The organism is Limnoglobus roseus (assembly GCF_008254045.1).
Taxonomy (GTDB): Bacteria; Planctomycetota; Planctomycetia; order Gemmatales; family Gemmataceae; genus Limnoglobus; species Limnoglobus roseus.
Genome location: NZ_CP042425.1, coordinates 2,760,628 through 2,775,356 on the forward strand (window position 1 = coordinate 2,760,628; position 14,729 = coordinate 2,775,356).

General features: G+C 66.2%; 14 protein-coding genes. 7 read left to right on the forward strand and 7 right to left on the reverse strand.

Going from position 1 to position 14,729, the window contains the following annotated elements; genetic code table 11:
- The first annotated feature begins 8 nt into the window (after positions 1-8).
- Positions 9-779 carry a DNA alkylation repair protein gene (locus PX52LOC_RS11525; RefSeq protein WP_149110241.1) on the forward strand — a complete coding sequence of 257 codons (771 nt, stop codon included), beginning with the start codon at positions 9-11 and terminating at the stop codon, positions 777-779.
- A gap of 3 nt (positions 780-782) precedes the next feature.
- On the opposite strand, the gene PX52LOC_RS11530 is transcribed toward PX52LOC_RS11525, so the two are convergent.
- Genes PX52LOC_RS11530 through PX52LOC_RS11560 form a run of 7 tightly spaced genes read right to left on the reverse strand, consistent with a single transcriptional unit; the run spans position 783 to position 7,464 of the window.
- Positions 783-1,544 (reverse strand): hypothetical protein, encoded by a 762-nt coding sequence (locus PX52LOC_RS11530; protein WP_149110242.1) that lies wholly within the window; start codon positions 1,542-1,544, stop codon positions 783-785.
- 50 nt (positions 1,545-1,594) lie between these two features.
- Positions 1,595-2,566, reverse strand: a complete 972-nt coding sequence (locus tag PX52LOC_RS11535) for a glycosyltransferase family 2 protein (protein WP_149110243.1) — start codon at positions 2,564-2,566, stop codon at positions 1,595-1,597.
- Positions 2,567-2,569: 3 nt separating this feature from the next.
- The gene (locus tag PX52LOC_RS11540; RefSeq protein ID WP_149110244.1) at positions 2,570-3,619 is read right to left on the reverse strand and encodes a tyrosine-protein phosphatase; all 1,050 of its coding nucleotides are present in this window, start codon (positions 3,617-3,619) and stop codon (positions 2,570-2,572) included.
- Between the two features lie 56 nt (positions 3,620-3,675).
- Positions 3,676-4,905, reverse strand: a complete 1,230-nt coding sequence (gene pepT / locus PX52LOC_RS11545; protein WP_168219515.1) for a peptidase T — start codon at positions 4,903-4,905, stop codon at positions 3,676-3,678.
- On the reverse strand, positions 4,905-5,549 hold the full coding sequence (gene nth / locus PX52LOC_RS11550; RefSeq protein WP_168218922.1) for an endonuclease III: 645 nt from the start codon (positions 5,547-5,549) through the stop codon (positions 4,905-4,907). Before nth ends, pepT begins: the two co-directional genes overlap by 1 nt.
- Positions 5,546-6,139, reverse strand: coding sequence for an acyltransferase (locus PX52LOC_RS11555; RefSeq protein WP_149110245.1), 594 nt, complete (start codon positions 6,137-6,139; stop codon positions 5,546-5,548). Before PX52LOC_RS11555 ends, nth begins: the two co-directional genes overlap by 4 nt.
- A 2-nt stretch (positions 6,140-6,141) precedes the next feature.
- Positions 6,142-7,464: an FHA domain-containing protein gene (locus tag PX52LOC_RS11560; protein ID WP_168218923.1), complete on the reverse strand. Its 1,323-nt coding sequence runs from the start codon at positions 7,462-7,464 to the stop codon at positions 6,142-6,144.
- Positions 7,465-7,966: 502 nt separating this feature from the next.
- Between PX52LOC_RS11560 and PX52LOC_RS11565 the strand changes: the two genes are divergently transcribed.
- The 6 genes from PX52LOC_RS11565 to PX52LOC_RS11590 all read left to right on the forward strand — a co-directional run bounded on the left by PX52LOC_RS11565 (position 7,967) and on the right by PX52LOC_RS11590 (position 14,708).
- Positions 7,967-8,998, forward strand: a complete 1,032-nt coding sequence (locus tag PX52LOC_RS11565) for an exosortase/archaeosortase family protein (protein WP_168218924.1) — start codon at positions 7,967-7,969, stop codon at positions 8,996-8,998.
- Positions 8,995-10,455: a VanZ family protein gene (locus PX52LOC_RS11570; RefSeq protein WP_149110248.1), complete on the forward strand. Its 1,461-nt coding sequence runs from the start codon at positions 8,995-8,997 to the stop codon at positions 10,453-10,455. Before PX52LOC_RS11565 ends, PX52LOC_RS11570 begins: the two co-directional genes overlap by 4 nt.
- A gap of 21 nt (positions 10,456-10,476) precedes the next feature.
- Positions 10,477-11,673, forward strand: coding sequence for a glycosyltransferase family 4 protein (locus PX52LOC_RS11575; RefSeq protein WP_149110249.1), 1,197 nt, complete (start codon positions 10,477-10,479; stop codon positions 11,671-11,673).
- 97 nt (positions 11,674-11,770) lie between these two features.
- The gene (locus PX52LOC_RS11580; RefSeq protein WP_149110250.1) at positions 11,771-12,091 is read left to right on the forward strand and encodes a hypothetical protein; all 321 of its coding nucleotides are present in this window, start codon (positions 11,771-11,773) and stop codon (positions 12,089-12,091) included.
- Between the two features lie 50 nt (positions 12,092-12,141).
- Positions 12,142-13,551, forward strand: a complete 1,410-nt coding sequence (locus tag PX52LOC_RS11585; protein ID WP_149110251.1) for an O-antigen ligase family protein — start codon at positions 12,142-12,144, stop codon at positions 13,549-13,551.
- The gene (locus PX52LOC_RS11590) at positions 13,548-14,708 is read left to right on the forward strand and encodes a glycosyltransferase (RefSeq protein ID WP_149110252.1); all 1,161 of its coding nucleotides are present in this window, start codon (positions 13,548-13,550) and stop codon (positions 14,706-14,708) included. Before PX52LOC_RS11585 ends, PX52LOC_RS11590 begins: the two co-directional genes overlap by 4 nt.
- The last annotated feature ends 21 nt before the right edge of the window (positions 14,709-14,729 follow it).

Genomic DNA, 14,729 nt, shown 5'->3' on the forward strand with positions numbered 1-14,729 from the left:
ATACGCCCATGACGACCACCCGCAAAGGCTCCGCAAATCGGGCCGACATCCCGGCCGATGTCCTCGCCCAACTGCACGCCGGGACGCTGGAGACGGCCACGCTCGCGGAGGGGCTGGCGATCGACTTTGCCCTACTCCTGGCGAACGCGGTGCCGGACCTGCCAGCCGAGTCGCACGCCATCGTCGCGGGTATGGCCGGGCAGGGCGTCACGCGGCGGATGGAGACGGCTGCGGCGCTGCTGCTCGCGCACCTCGGCGTCGAAGGACTGTCGCGGATCGCGAAGCATCCCTCGGACACCGTCCGCGGGTGGGCGTGCTTCGCCATCGGGTTGGCCCCGAAATTGAAGTTGAAACCTCGACTGGAACTCATTCGCCCGCTGGCCGACGACCCGCACTTCGGCGTTCGCGAGTGGGCGTGGATGCCGATGCGCGACCACGTCCGCAAGAACGTCACGCACGCCGTTGCTGCCCTCAAGCCGTGGGTGAAGGAAGAGTCACCGTTCTTGCGGCGGTTTGCCGTGGAGTTGACGCGGCCGCGCGGCGTCTGGACCGGTCACGTCGAGCAGTTGAAACTGAACCCGGAGTTGGCGTTGCCGTTACTCGAACCGCTGAAGGCCGATCTGGAAAAGTACGTGCAGGACTCGGTCGCGAACTGGCTGAACGACGCCGGTAAGAGTCAGCCGACGTGGGTGAAAGAATTGGTCACGCGCTGGCGGAAGGAGACGAACAACCACCCCGCGACGGATCGCATCATCGCGCGAGCCACACGGAACTTGTAGCGGTCAGCGGATCAACTCGAACGGCACGGGGTACTGCTTCAACTCCCGCTTCGAGGCCCGCCACACGGCGACGGCGTACACCCAGCGGCCGTAAGTTTGATGGACGAGTTCCTTGCTCAAGCCCGACCACGATCGTTTCAGGAGCACGTCGAAGCCTTTCTTCACCGTCCAGTTCTCCGGCAGCGGGGCGAGCCGGATCAGTTCCACGCCGTCGGCAACTTCGCGGTAGGCCATCGTTTCGGTCAGCCGGTGGACCTTCGGCTCCTTCTTGACAGCCTGCGACCGGGTGTAGTTGTACTTCTGGTGCTTGAACTTCTTCAACAACCCCGACACGGGGCAGACGTACCAGTGTTCGCGGTACGGGCGAACGTCGCGCAACGGCTGGCCGAACTCGCCCGGCCACATTCGCTGGCCCAGACAGGGGACGCTGTCAATGACGATGGTTTTGGTGACGACGTAGTCGAAGAGGTGCGTGAGGATGTGTTTCTGGACAACGTTGCCGCGGTCGACGTACTGGCAGATTTCGGAGTAGATTTTGTCCCACGGGCGGCCGACGTTCGTCTGGAGGAACCGCCGGAGTGGGGCGAGGTGTTCGTTGAAGTGTCGTGTGCCGCCGCACCGCTGGGTCATGCCCTCGCGAACGGGACCGCCGCCCTGTCCCATCGCTCGGTGGACGGCCTTCTGATACCCCTTGTGCGGTCGGCTGCCGTCCCGAGAACCGGGACGCGGTCGCTCCACCAGCACCTTCCCCATGTCGGCTCGCATCGCTCACCCTCATTCGGAACGAGGGTAAGACACGGCGGCCGCGGGGAGGTTCACGCCGCCTTGCGGCGGCTCTCGGGCGCGTCGAGGTTGCGGCGGTCGCGGACGACGTAGGGCGGCTTGCCCTGGCTCTCGAAGTAGATTCGCGCCATCACCTCGCCGATCAGCCCCAAACTGAGGAACTGCACGCCGATCAGTTCGACCATCACGCCGATCAGGAACAGCGGGTTCGCCGTCATGCCGGGGCCGGTCGTGTACTTCATCACCATCGACGTGAACAGGCTCACGAAGCCGAGAAACAGGAACACGAGGCCAACGCCACCGAACAGGTGCATCGGCCGCGTTTGGTAGCTCGCCAGGAACTTCACCGTCATCAGGTCGAGCAACACGCGGATCGTGCGCGTCAGGTTGTACTTCGACTGCCCGGCCGTCCGCGGGTGGTGGCGAACGGGAACCTGCGTGACCTTCGCCCCTTGTTGGATCAGCAGTGCCGTGATGAAGCGGTGCATCTCGCCGTACAGCGACAGGCCGTCGATGAACTCGCGGCGGACCACCCGCAGGGCACAGCCGAAGTCCTTGAACGGCACGCCGAGAACCTTGCGGATCAGCCAGTTCGCGCACCAACTCGGCAGCTTGCGGAGGAGCAGTTTGTCTTGCCGTTGCTGCCGTAGCCCCAGCACGGCGTCGTAGCCTTCCTCCAGCTTCGCGAGCATCATCGGGATGTCGGCCGGGTCGTTCTGCACGTCGCCGTCCATCGTCACGATGACATCACCGCCGGCCGCGTCGAAGCCGGCTTGAGTCGCCGCCGCCTGGCCGAAGTTCTTGCGAAGGCGGACGATCTTGATGCGCGGGTCGGCGGCCGACACGTCGGCGAGGACTTCGAACGTGCCGTCGGTGCTGCCGTCGTCCACGAGGACGACTTCCCACCGGGCGACGGTGCGAAGCGCGTCGCGGAGCTTCTCGACCAACGGCCGCACGTTGTCGCGCTCGTCCTTCAGCGGGATCACGACGGAGAGAAGTTGCATGGCTTACTTCACCTGCAGGAACAATAGCAGTGGGAACGAGCCGAACTGGTAGAAGCCGGTCTGCCGGATCGGCACGGCGGCCTCGTCGGCGTTCATCAGGTCGGCCCGCAGCGTGTACAAGCCCGGCGTTCCGAGCGGCGGGACCGCGAGCGTCAGTGGGAGCGATTCCTTCGGCGGGACCGTCTTGCGGAAGAGGCCGGCCTGCCCGGTGTGGATGATGTCGCCGCGGTCGTTGTGGACCGTGAACTGGACGTGGACGCCGGCGTAATTGCCGGGTCGCAGTTCCCACGGTTCGCCGGACGTGTTCGTCGCGGTGATCGGGATTGCGGCCCAGGCATCGGGCTTCGCCGCGACGATCGTGTCTTCGTGCGGACTCGTGAGGGTGCCGCTGGCGGGGCCGGGCGTGTAGTGGTTGGCAGCCCACTCGCGGAACAGGGCCGGCGTGTGGTCGCGGCCGGCGAGCCAGGATTCGTAGCGGTCGAAGAAGTCGTCCATCGCGGCCGTGCGGCCGAAGCGGAAGTGCCCGTACCGCGGCCACAGTTGCCGGCGGGCACGGTCGAGGCTGGCGTCGGTGAACAGCAGCATCACGACCGTCGCGGTCAGCCCGGTGCGGTCGGCTCCGCGCTTACAGTGGAAGGTGATCGGGTACTCGGCCCGGTCGAGGATTTCGATGAGGCGGCGAAGCTCCACCGGCGGCGGCAGGCGGTTCGCGCTGAGCGTTACGTCTTCCTGGCTGACGCCGAGGTCCTGCGTGGTGCGAACCTCGGCCGCGTACCACGGGGCTTCCGGACCCGGACAGAAGCCGCGGAGGTTGATGACGGTCTTGATGCCCTTCGCTTCGATGAACTCGCGGAGGCCGTCTTCGTTGAGTTGGGCGGTGCGGTAGACCTTGCCTGGCAGCAGTTCGTGCTTGTTCGTCCACGCCACGACGCGGAAGACTTCCAGGCCGACGAGCAGCAGGCCGACGCCGACGACGGTGCGGCGGACGGTCCGCCACGACGGACGGCGGACGGCGAGTTTCGTGAACCGGCAGCGGATCAGGTCGCGCAACATAGGCCGGGAGTCTGCCACAAATCCGCGGCCGTGGGAAGGTCATTGTGGGCGAGGGTTCAGCGCCCGGCCCAGACTTGCACGAGTTCGATCAGCACCCGCACGTTCGCGTCGAGTTCTTCCAGGCAGACCCACTCCAGCGGCGAGTGGATGTTGTGCTCGCCGGTCGAGATGTTCGGTGTCGGCAACCCCTTCGCCGTCAGCATTGCCCCGTCGGTGCCGCCGCGGATGATGCAGTGCTTCGGCGTCTGTCCGGCCCGCTTCACGGCTTGCTCGGCGTAGGCCATCGCCCGCGGTTCCTTCTCGATCCCCTCGCGCATGTTCCGGTACTGTTGCGTGATCGTCACGTCGATGTTCGCTGCCGGGTGGGTTGTCATCACCGCCTTCGCGGCCGCCCGCAGCAGGTCGGCGTACTCGGCCAACTTCGCCGTGTCGTGGTCGCGGAGCAGGACGTGCAGCGTCGTCTTCCCCACGCCGCCTTCAATGATGTACGGGTGCTGGAAGCCCTCGCGGTCGGCCGTCTTTTCCGGTGACAGGTTCTTCGGCAGCTTCTCCAGGAACTCGCCGACCAGTCGCACGGCGTTCACCATCTTGCCCTTCGCGATGCCGGGGTGGATGTTCACGCCGGTGATCGTGACTGTGGCTTTGTCGGCGCTGAACGTCTCGGCTTCGAGTTCGCCCACGCCCTGGCCGTCGAGCGTGTAGCCGACGACGGCCCCGATGTCCTTCGGGTCCAGGTGCAGCACGCCCTTGCCGATCTCTTCGTCGCAGGTGAAGACGACGCGGATCGGTCCGTGCGGGATGGTGGGGTTCTCGGCGAGAATGCGGGCGAGTTCCATGATGACCGCGACGCCGGCCTTGTCGTCGCCGCCGAGGAGCGTGGTGCCGTCGGTGGTGATGATCGTCTTGCCGACGAGGGCCGTCAGTTCCGGCGAATCGGTCACGCGGATGACCTTCGACTTGTCCTTCGGCAGCACGATGTCGCCGCCGGGGTAGTCGCGGATGACCTGCGGATCGACGTTCTTGCCCGTCGTCTCCGGTGACGTGTCCACGTGGCTGTTGAAGGCGATCGTCGGCGCGCCGGCGACATTCCCCGGGATGGTGGCAAAGACGATGCCGTGCTCGTTCTGCACGGCATCGGTCAGGCCCATCGCGAGGAGTTCGTCGCGGAGTAGCTTGCCGAGGACGAGTTGACCGGGCGAACTCGGGTAGGTCGTCGATTTCTCGTCGGCCGTGGTGTCGATGCGAACGTAGCGGAGGAAGCGGTCGAGCAGCGTGTGGGTGTGCATCACGATTTTTTCGCGACGCCCACCTTCGGGCACAAGTGGGCGAGCGTACACTCCTCGCACTTCGGCCCGCGGGCGTGGCAAACGCGACGGCCGTGCAGGATCAGTTGATGGCTGAAGTCGGTCCACGACGGCTGCGGTATCAGAGCCATCAGTTTGAACTCGACCTTCACCGGGTCAATCTTGCGCGTTAACCCGAGTCGCCGCGACAGCCGACCGACGTGCGTGTCCACGGTGATGCCCGGAGTGTCGAAGGCGTCGCCGAGGACGCAGTTCGCGGATTTGCGGCCGAGGCCGGGGAGTTCCAGCAGTTCGTCGAGCGTCTTCGGCACTTCGCCGCCGAACTTGTCCACGAGCACCCGGCAGGCGTTCTGGATGTTCTTCGCCTTGTTGCGGAAGAAGCCGGTCGTCTTGACGAACTCTTCCAACTCGCCGCGGTCGGCGGTGGCGAAGTCCTCCGCGGTGCGGTAGCGGGCGAATAAGGCCGGCGTGACGAGGTTCACCCGTTTGTCGGTGCATTGGGCCGAGAGCATCACCGCGACCATCAGTTGCAGCGGCGTGCGGTAGTCGAGTTCCGTCTGCGACTGCGGGTACAGGCGGTCGAGATCGGCCATCAAGAGGGGCACGCGGTCCTTCGCGCTGTTCATGTCGGCTTCTCGAATCGGCCGCGGATGACCTTCGCGGGAACGCCGCCGGCGATGACGTTGTCCGGGATCGGCTTCGTCACGACTGCCCCGGCCGCGATGATGCTCCCGCGGCCCACGTCGGCCATCACGACAGCGGCACTGCCGATCCACGCCCCTTCGCCGATGGTCACGAGGGAACGAACGCCGCCCTGATCCTTGATCGGCACGTCCGGGTCGTCGAAGGCGTGCGTCTGACCGCCGCTCGGGACGTGAACGCCGGCCGCGAGGAGGACGTTCTTTTCGATGTGAACGAGGCCGAGGTGGCACCGCGGGCCGACGTAGACGTTCTCGTCGATGATCGCCCCGGCTTGAGAAAAGAGCGTGCCGAAGCAGACTTCCGCGGAGGGGTGGCAGCGAGTGAGCACGACGCTGAGGAACGCCTGCCGGAGGAACGTGCCGCTGATTCCCGGCAGCAGCGCGAGCGTCTGCGTGGCCCCTTCGAGGGCGCGATTCTTGCCGAGGAGCAGCGAGCCGAGGAAGTAAGTCAGCAGCAACGGCGACACGACCACCACGGCAACGGCGTGGAGGGCGAGCTTGAGGGTCGATTTCATCGTCAGGGAATTGTAGTCACCCCGGCCAGTTCCCGGACGAGCGATTCGCGGACCTCGTTCAGTTGCGTGACGCGATCCTGCAACCGCGTGTCGGCCAGGTTCCGCAGGAGTTCCGCCTGGCGGGCGGCGAGTTCGGCCGTCGCGTCGGTCAGCCGGGCGAGGGTCGCGTGCGCGGCCGACCGCCGGTCCGGGGGCAGGGCGTCGAAGACGGCCGGAAGGTCGACGAGGGCGTCCTGGAATTGGGCGAGCATTCGGGCGTGCAGGCCGCCGAGTTGCTGGAGCGTCGGGAGAACGGAGTCCGGCTCGGGGACGCCGATCGGCGGGTTCGAGTCCTCGATGATGACATCCGCGATCTCGCCGGAATCGTTGACGTCCGGCGGCGGCGTGGCGGCGGGGTGGTGGATCGGGTCGGTTTCTTCCTGCGAAGCCCAGTGGTCCGACAGGTCCATCTCGTGCTCGGTCTTTACCAACTGGTCCGAATCGACGGCCACTCCGAACCCGATGGGCGAAGCCAGTTCGTCGGGCCGTCGGGCCGATTCCGTCGGGCTGTCTTGCTCGGTCGCCCGTGCCACGGTCCGCGGCACGTCGTCGAACGACACGAGGCCTTCGTCGGCGGCCGGCCGCGGGTAGGTGATGTCCATGACGAACCGGCCGACCGTGAGTTCGTCCGCCTCGCCGAGCCGCGCCAGCCGCGTTCGCTCGCCGTTGACCCGAATGCCGTGGTGCCCGGAAGTGTCCACTACCCAAAGGCCGTCGGGCGTGTGGACGAGGTAGCAGTGCCGCGGGGCCACGTCGTCGCCGTCGAGGTGAATCTTGCAGTCGGAGGCCGAGCCGACCAGCGTCAGGACGCGGTTGACCGGCCACCGGGTGCGGTCGGCCGTGCCGGTCTTGAACTGGACGTGGACCGGCGGCAACCCGGCCGGCACGTCGGGGCCGGCGACCAGCGGGTGGAACGTCGGGCCGAACGGAGCCGGGTGCGGCGAGATGTGGTCGAGGAGGCGGAGCGTGAACGGCCCGATGCCAACCGGCTCGCCGGCCGACATCCACCCGAACGGGTGCCGGCCGTGCCGCCAGCGGAGGCCACCCTTCGTGCCCAGGTCGGCGACGAAGAGTTGCCCGCCAATCACTTGCAGGAACGCGGTTTGCGGTTCCACGTCGTCGGTCGTGAGGGCGATATCGCAAGCCGGGTCGCGGCCGACGAGGGCGAACGGCTGCTGAAGGACGCCAGTAGCCGCGATGGTGCCGTCATGGTATTCAATGGCGATCTCCAACGGGGCGAAAGCCCCGCAGGCGGCGGCGAACCGGGCCAGCACGGTCGGATTCAAGTGTACGTTCCTCGGCATCCCCGGAGCGGATCGGTCGGGGATAAAAGCTCCCCAACTATAGAAGCACACCGGCCATAGGGCAAAGATGAATCGCTCGAAGTTCTGCCCGGCAAGAACTCGTGGCCAAGTTTCGGCTCTCGGCCGCACGCCGACGGGTCGCGTCCTATGCTTCGGGCGGAACGACCGACGAAAATTTTGCGCCCGCCGGAATGAGTGCGAATAATTCGCCGTCCCCGTCCCACGGGCTACCCCCGGGCGGTGAGTTCTGAATATCCTGAACCGGATGACTCAACCCGCGCGTTGGGTCCATTCTTGCTCCCTCTCCCCCGGCTTTGAGGGGGAGAGGGTCGGGGTGAGGGGGAAAGCCTTCTTCGCCCGAGAGAAATGAAACTGCAAGTGAGGCTGGTTGAACCCCTCACCCTATCCCTCTCCCCCTCAAAGCCGGGGGAGAGGGGACCAGAATTCGCCCCGTTGCCCGGCACCCGTGACGAGACTTCTCCCCGTGGAACAACCGCAACCTCTGGCCGATGTCGTCCACTCGAAGTCGTGGCAGCGAATCGTCGCCGTGCTGCTGGTGGGCGTGGCCTTCGCCTTCCACCAGGGCGTCATCGACCTCGTGCGCGTTTGGGCAACCCAGGCCGACTATTCGCACGGCTTCCTCGTGCCGTTCGTGGCCGCGTACCTGCTGTACCTCCGCCGGCACCAGTTCCCGCCGCTGATCGAGTGGCCGGAGCCGTGGGGCCTCGCACCGCTGATCGCGGGGGTAACGATCTCGACGTTCGCCAGCACTTACAACTACGCGAAGGAATTTGGCCAGGGGATCGGCCTGATCCTCGCACTCACCGGCGTCGTGCTGATCGTCCTCGGTCGGCCGGGGCTGCGGTGGGCGTGGCCGGGGCTGGCGTTCCTCGTGTTCATGGTGAAGATGCCCGACCGGATCGAGATTCTGTTCACGTTCAAGCTGCGGCAGATTGCCACGCAGTCGAGCAACTTCCTGCTACAAATGCTCGGCTACCCGGCCTACGTCAGCGGGCCGGGCGGAACCGTCATCACCGTCGGCGACGTCCGCCTCGGCGTCGAGTGGGCCTGTTCCGGCCTGAGCATGGTGCTGACGTTCGTGGCGATGGGGGCGGCGTTCGCCCTGCTCATGACGAAGCGGCCGGCGAGCGACCGGTTGCTGGTGTTCGCGAGTTCGATCCCGATCGCAATCATCTCGAACATCATCCGTATCACGGTGACGGCCCTGGTGTACATCGCGGCCGACAACAAGGACAACACCTGGAAGTGGATCGGCGACCGGATCGTCCACGACCTCGCCGGGTGGCTGATGATGCCGCTGGCCCTCGGGTTCATGTGGCTGCTACTGAAGACGGTGGACTGGCTGTTCGTGGTGCCGCCGCCGCCGGAACGGGACGACGTGCTGCGGGTGGCGACACAAGCCGCCGCCGCGAGTTGGGTCGTCCCGGAGCGGGTCGTCACCGATGACCCGGAACTGGCCCCGAAACCCAAGTCCCAGGACGGGGTGAAGTCGTGAACACCGACCGCATCCGTCGCGAGTTCCCGTGGATGAAACTGCCTGGCGGCGAGTTCCTGCCCCGGCGGCTGTTCGGCTGGCTCGCGCTCGGCGTGGTGGCGTTCACGATTTACGGCAGCTTCGTCCCGTTCGTCCTGCGACCGCACTACACCGACCACCCGATCAGTTCCTTCCGCTGGGCACTGGAGCAGCGGTCGAACATCCAATCGCGGTCGGACTTTCTGGCGAACTTCGCGCTCGGCGTGCCGCTCGGCTTCTGCGTGCTGGCGTGGCGGTTGCTCGATCGCAACCCGAACCGGCTGAACCTCGTCGGCTGCATCGTCGCGCTCTGGCCGTGCTGCGTGTTCCTGGCGGCGGCTGTGGAGTTCGGCCAACTCTACTTCGAGGGCCGCACCACCTCCGGCTCGGACATCATCGCACAGTCGCTCGGCTCGGCCTTCGGCATGTGCGTGTTCGTCGTCGGCGGGCAGTGGGGGATCGACCGCGTCCGCCGGCAGTTCGACCACGAACATTACCGCACCCCGGCGGTGGCCCTGTTGGTGATGTACCTCGGCCTGTTGGCCCTCACGCAAACGCTCCCGCTCGACCTGTCGGCGAGTCCGCCCGACTGGCTACGCAAGTTCCGGGACGGCAAGGCGACCCTCAGCCCGTTCTCGGAACTCGGCGTGCAGAACGGCATCCCCGCGTGGCGGAAGGGGCAGGCGTGGCTCGAACTCGCGGCCGTCTACCTGCCCGTCGGCCTGTTGCTGGCGTTCGTATCGCTGACCGACCCGCGGCCGCAACCGGGCGTCCTCCCGTGGGTCACGCTGTTCCGGGCGGCGATGCGGGTGTTCGGCATCGGCCTCTTGCTAGCCGTCGTGTTCGAAAGCTGTCAGTTCCTGGTGATGTCCCGGTCGCCGAGTACGACCGACGTGATCCTCGGCGGCGGCGGAGTGCTGCTCGGCTGGCTGCTCGCCCGCGGCATGGGCACCGGCCGCGGTCTGGACATTGAGGCCGTGCTGATTCTCGCGCAAGGCTGGCTCGTGTGGCTGGCCGTGGCCGCGTGGCTGCCGTTCGACTTCGAGGCGCACATCGGTGCCCGCCGGTTCACGCGGATGAACTGGCTGCCGTTCGAGTCGGCCCTGGAAAAGAACTACCTGAGTGGGCTGGAAGAAATCCTGACGAAGACGCTCCTCTCGGTGCCGTTCGGTGTGATCGTGGCCGCCTACGGCTCACCTTCCGCGAAGCGCGGGCGGGTCGCGGTCGCGGTCGCGGTGGCGATTTCGGTCGGCGTCGGCCTGCTGCTGGAAGTGGGGCAACTCTACCTGCGGGAGCGGGTGTCGGCCCCGATGGACGTCCTCTACGCGGCCGCCGGCGGCTGGCTCGGCGTGGCCGCGACGCTGAAACTGCGGCAAGCCTTGGCCCCTCACGAACCGGCGGTGGCGGAACCGATGGCGGTCGAGGCGTTGGTGAAGTAGCGAACCCCTGGAGATGGTCTCTTGCGATTGTTGTTCGTCAAAGAGCGGATGGCGTGGCCGCGGGCTAGCGGGCACGACGTACACACCTTCTACCTGATGCAGGCGATGGCCCAGCAGGGGCACGCCGTCGCGCTCGCGACCATCACCCCGCCGCCGCCGGAATCGGTCGCCGGCGGCGGGTTCGAGGCCGAGTATTGCTTCGACGACCAGCACCCGCCGGTGCCGGACGAGGCCGCGTTTCCGGTTCACCTGTCGAAGTCGCAAGAGAAGTTCCGCAACTACTGGGGCACCGACCCGGCCCGCATCCGCTGGGTGGCGGCGGCGGCGGCCGACTTCCGGGCGGACGGCGTCGTCGTCTCCGGGTTGAACGTGCTCCCGTACCTGGGGGCACTGCCCGCGACCACGGCGAAGGTCTGGTACGCGGCCGACGAGTGGGTCTGGCACCACCTCTCGCAAGTGCGGCCGTTGCGAAAATCGACCTGGAGCGAGATCAAGCCGGCAATCGTGAAGGGCCTGTACCAGCGGGCGTACCGGAAGCTGCTCGACCGCGTGTGGGTGGTATCGAACGCCGACGCGAAGGCGTTCCGCTGGATCGCCGGCATCAACAACTCCGACGTGCTGCCGAACGGCGTGGACGCCGACCACTACCAGCCGGGCACCGAGGAACAGTACCCGAACTCCTGCGTCTTTTGGGGCCGCCTCGATTTCGGCCCGAACATTCAGGCCGTCGAGTGGTTCACGAAGAACGTCTGGCCGAAGGTGCGGGCGGCGGTGCCAACGGCGAAGTTCCAGATCTACGGCTTCCAGCCGACGCTAGCGATCAAAGCACTCGCTGGGCGGGACGGCATCGAACTCGGCATCGACCTGCCGGACATCCGGTCCGCGGTGCGGTCGCACGAAGTGGTGGTGCTGCCGTTCGTCAGCGGCGGCGGCATCAAGAACAAGCTGCTCGAAGCGGCCGCGCTCGCCATGCCGATCCTCGCCTCGCCGCGGGTGGTCACAGGGTTGAACGGCCGGCCGCCAATCCCGACGCCACGGTCGCCCGGCGAGTGGGCGGATCGGCTGATTCGCCTGTGGCGCGACCGTGAAGAACGGCGTAAGCTAGGACAAGAAGCCCGTGCCTGGGTGACAGAGCACCACACTTGGGCGGCCGCCGCACGGGTGGCGGTAGAAGGACTGAAGGGCGAAAGAATTCATGAGGCGGTTGCAATCGTTTGACTTCTTGGCGGGCATCAGGCCGGGAGTCACAACCGTAGGCGAGTTGACACCTCGGTTCGGTCCGGCAGGAACCGCCGAGGCATCGGATAACGGACTCATGCTGAGTTTTCAGGAGCACGGGATCCACGTGTTCGTCTACGAACACCATCGAGGTTCCGATAACCCTCTGGTGGACGAAGTGAGGGTGACCCCTCCATACGCGAATGAATTGCCTTGTAGTGTGCGGTTCGGCGAGTCGCGGACTGCCACAATCAAGCTGATCCGCCAGGCGTATCCAGTGAAGAATGAGTACGACGATGCGATTTACTTCCAGCCGTCTTCTTGTGACGAATTGCTGGCGGCGGTGGAGTTCAGGGGTGGAGAAGTAGCGTGTATGGAACTGATGCACATGGCGAAGCCGGCGCGCGAAACAAACTGACAACCCGTTCGGTTTCGATACTTGCCTGAACGATCAACGCGGTAGCAACCATGAAACAATACCTGTTCCTGATCTTCCTGACGATGTTCTGCTCGTTCGCGTCCTTGTGGTGGACGCCGTACGCGGGCGTGGCGCTGTACTACCTCTTCGCCATCCTCCGGCCGCAGTACCTCTGGGAGTGGCAACTCCAGTACATGCCCATCCGCTTGCCGTGGTCGTTCATCGTGGCGTCGTCGGCCATCGGCGGCTACCTCCTCTGGTCGGCCGGCATCCTGTCCTTCGGCCGCCGCGAGGCGTCGCTGATGCGGTACCGGCCGAAGTTCACGATCGCCCACTACCTGATGATGCTGTTCGCGTTTTGGGTGTCGATGAGCCACTTCACGGCGAAGAACCCCGACCTCGGCGAACTCTGGTACGGCGAGTACCTGAAGATCTTCGGCATGTACTACCTCGCGTCGCGGGTGGTCCGGACGCCGAAGCAGATCTGGGGCCTGTACATGCTCATCATCTGCGCCATCGGGTACATCGCCATCGAGATGAACCACATCTACATCACCACCGGCAAGCTGATCCTGGCGAAGCGGGGGTTCGCCGGCCTCGACAACAACGGGGCCGCGCTCATGCTCTGCCTCGGCGTGCCGCTGTGCTACTTCGCCTGGGAGTTCACCGTGAAGTGGTACCGGTGGTGCTTCCTGCTGCTCATCCCGGTCATCATGCACGCCGTGCTCAGCACGTACAGCCGCGGGGCGATGATCTCGATGCTCATGGCCGCCCCCGTGTTCATGCTGTTCTCGCAGAAACGGCGGTTCCTCTTGCTCGTCTACCTCGGCATCGCCGTCATGCTGCCGTTCATGGCGGGGAAGGAGATTCAGGACCGCTTCTTCAGCGTCGAGCAGCGGGAGATGGACGACAGTTACCGCAGCCGCCTGGTCAGTTGGGGCATCGCCTGGGACATCGCCCTGGAGTACCCGATCTTCGGCGTCGGCGTGCGGAACTCGAACGCGGAAATGTTCGAGCGGGGGGCCGACATGATCGGCCGGACGATCCACTCGCAGTACTTCCAGATCGCCGCCGACAGCGGCCTGTCCGCGATGATCATCTACCTCGGCGTGCTGGCCTCGACGTTCTACTGCATCCTCCGGGCGTCGATCCGCGTCTGGAACCGCACCGACTTTGAGTCTCGGCGGGTTCGGGCCATGCTCGGCGGCATCACGTGTTCGCTCATCTCGTTCGTCATCGGGGCTGTCGCCCTGTCGCTGGAGGTGTTCGAGGTGGCGTACTTGTTGTTGTTCCTCGGCGCGCAGGTCTGGGCGCTGCTGAACGCGACCGACACGCTGCAACCCGACCGGCGGGCGATGGCGACCCGACGGCCGACGGTGGTGCAGACCCGTGTGACCACGAACCCGCGGCCGACGCCCACCCGCCCCGGTCCGGCCCCGCAACCGGCCAACGCCCGATGAGCGACTCGCCCTTCGGGTTCCTCGCCGAACCGCAACCGCGGCCGATTCGCGTCGGCTTCGTGCTGCACGTCATGCAAGTCGCCGGGGCCGAGGTGCTGGTGAAGGAAACCATCCGTCGCCTCGGTTCCCGCATCGTGCCCACCGTCTTTTGCCTCGACAAGGTCGGCCAACTCGGCGAAGACCACCTCGCGGCCGGCGGCGACCTCGTCTGTTTTCACCGCCGGCCCGGCCGCGACTTCAAGGTGTCGTGGAAGCTCGCCCGCGAGGCCGGCCGACGTGGGATTGATGTGATTCACGCGCACCAGTACACTCCGTTCTTCTACGCGGCCCTGGCGAAGCCGTTGACCCGGCCGAAGCCGCGGTTGATCCTGACCGAACACGGCCGCCACTACCCGGACGTGGTGTCGCCGAAGCGGCGGGCGTTCAACCGCGTGGTGCTCGACCGCTTCGCGGACGCCGTGAACGCTTGCTGTGAGTTCAGCGCGACGGCCCTCCGCGACGTGGACGGCTTCCGCGGCAACCGGATCGAGGTGATCGAGAACGGCATCGAGGTCGATCGCTACGGCCCCGCCGCCGACATTGCCGAGCAGAAGCGGAAGCTCGGCCTGAACCCGGCCCGGCGGTACGTCGTGCACGTGGCCCGCCACCACCCGGTGAAGGACCAGCCGATGCTGATTCGCGGCTTTGCCGCGATGGCCGCCGACGTGCCGGACGCCGATCTGTTGCTCGCTGGCGACGGCCCGCAGCGCAGCGAGTTGGAAGAACTGGTGCGGTCGCTCGGCATCACCGACCGCGTGGTTTTCTTGGGCATCCGCCGCGACGTGCCCGAGGTGCTGAAGGCGGCCGAGGTCTTCGCCCTGACGAGCGTGAGTGAAGCCGCGTCACTCACACTGCTGGAAGCGATGGCGACCGGCCTGCCGGTGGTCGTGACAGCCGTCGGCGGCAACCCGGAGATTGTCCGCCACGAGCGCGAGGGCTTGCTCGTCCCGCGTGGCGACTGGAAAGCCTGCGGCGACGCGCTCCGGCGATTGTTTCGAGAGCCGCAGTTGGCGAAGAAATTTGGCGACGCGGCCCGGCAGCGGGCGCACGAGAAGTACCGCCTGGAACAAACGATCGACGCCTACCACCGCCTCTACCGGCAGGTGACGGGCATCTGATGGGCGAAAGCCCACGCACGG

Coding starts and splice junctions, on each gene's coding strand:
- PX52LOC_RS11525 (WP_149110241.1), top strand. CDS start 9: ATGACGACCACCCGCAAAGGCTCCGCAAATCGGGCCGACATCCCGGCC.
- PX52LOC_RS11530 (WP_149110242.1), bottom strand. CDS start 1,544: ATGCGAGCCGACATGGGGAAGGTGCTGGTGGAGCGACCGCGTCCCGGT.
- PX52LOC_RS11535 (WP_149110243.1), bottom strand. CDS start 2,566: ATGCAACTTCTCTCCGTCGTGATCCCGCTGAAGGACGAGCGCGACAAC.
- PX52LOC_RS11540 (WP_149110244.1), bottom strand. CDS start 3,619: ATGTTGCGCGACCTGATCCGCTGCCGGTTCACGAAACTCGCCGTCCGC.
- pepT (WP_168219515.1), bottom strand. CDS start 4,905: ATGCACACCCACACGCTGCTCGACCGCTTCCTCCGCTACGTTCGCATC.
- nth (WP_168218922.1), bottom strand. CDS start 5,549: ATGAACAGCGCGAAGGACCGCGTGCCCCTCTTGATGGCCGATCTCGAC.
- PX52LOC_RS11555 (WP_149110245.1), bottom strand. CDS start 6,139: ATGAAATCGACCCTCAAGCTCGCCCTCCACGCCGTTGCCGTGGTGGTC.
- PX52LOC_RS11580 (WP_149110250.1), top strand. CDS start 11,771: ATGCTGAGTTTTCAGGAGCACGGGATCCACGTGTTCGTCTACGAACAC.
- PX52LOC_RS11585 (WP_149110251.1), top strand. CDS start 12,142: ATGAAACAATACCTGTTCCTGATCTTCCTGACGATGTTCTGCTCGTTC.
- PX52LOC_RS11590 (WP_149110252.1), top strand. CDS start 13,548: ATGAGCGACTCGCCCTTCGGGTTCCTCGCCGAACCGCAACCGCGGCCG.